The 732-nt window shown below is 72.0% G+C and carries 1 protein-coding gene; it reads right to left on the reverse strand.

The annotated features are described in order from the left end of the window. Nucleotides 1-81 precede the first annotated feature (81 nt). The gene (locus tag ACJA3G_RS38035; RefSeq protein WP_406557553.1) at nt 82-681 is read right to left on the reverse strand and encodes a 4Fe-4S dicluster domain-containing protein; all 600 of its coding nucleotides are present in this window, start codon (nt 679-681) and stop codon (nt 82-84) included. Nucleotides 682-732 lie beyond the last annotated feature (51 nt).

The raw sequence follows: 732 nt of genomic DNA on the forward strand, positions 1-732 counted from the left end.
GCCCGCCCATCCCCGGTGTCCCCGGCGTGGGCGCCCCGCCGCCCGGGCCGCCGGGGCCGGGCGGGGGCTGATCGCCCGGGCTCACCGGACCGTCCTTCCGTTCACCTCGACGACCGGGAGGCCGCCGGGGACCGGCCACTCGACCCGGTCGGCGGGGACGACCATGGCCACGCCGGTGGACACGACGACATCGCCGAACGTGAAGGAGTCGGCGACCTGGACACCGGGGCGTTCGGCGCGGAGCTCGTCGAGCGTTCCGTAGAAGAGGGCGCCGGTGGGGCAGACCGTGGCGCACATGGGGGCGAGGCCGTAGGCGGTGCGGTCGTAGCAGAGGTTGCACTTCATCTGCAGCTTCGCCTGGAGGTCGATCTTCGGTACGCCGAAGGGGCAGGCGTTGACGCAGTTGGCGCAGCCGATGCAGCGGCTGGTGTCGGCCTGCTGCACCACCCCGTCGGCCGTCACCAGGATCGCGTCGGCGGGACAGACCTCGGCACAGGGGGCCACCGGGTCCTCGCAGTGCATACAGACCGTGGGAAGGGAGGCGACCGAGTGCCCCTCGTCGGGGTAGTCGAGATGGATCATGGATTTGCCCCGGTGCGAATCGCATTCGCGGCAGGCCGAGACACAGGCCTGGCAGCCGATGCACCGACCCGGGTCGATGAAGATCGTTCTGCCCATCATGGCGGGCGTCAGCTCCTCTCGGCGGTGCCGCGCCCCTGCGGGGACGTGGGC

Source organism: Streptomyces sp. YS-3 (assembly GCF_045257485.1).
GTDB lineage: Bacteria > Actinomycetota > Actinomycetes > Streptomycetales > Streptomycetaceae > Streptomyces.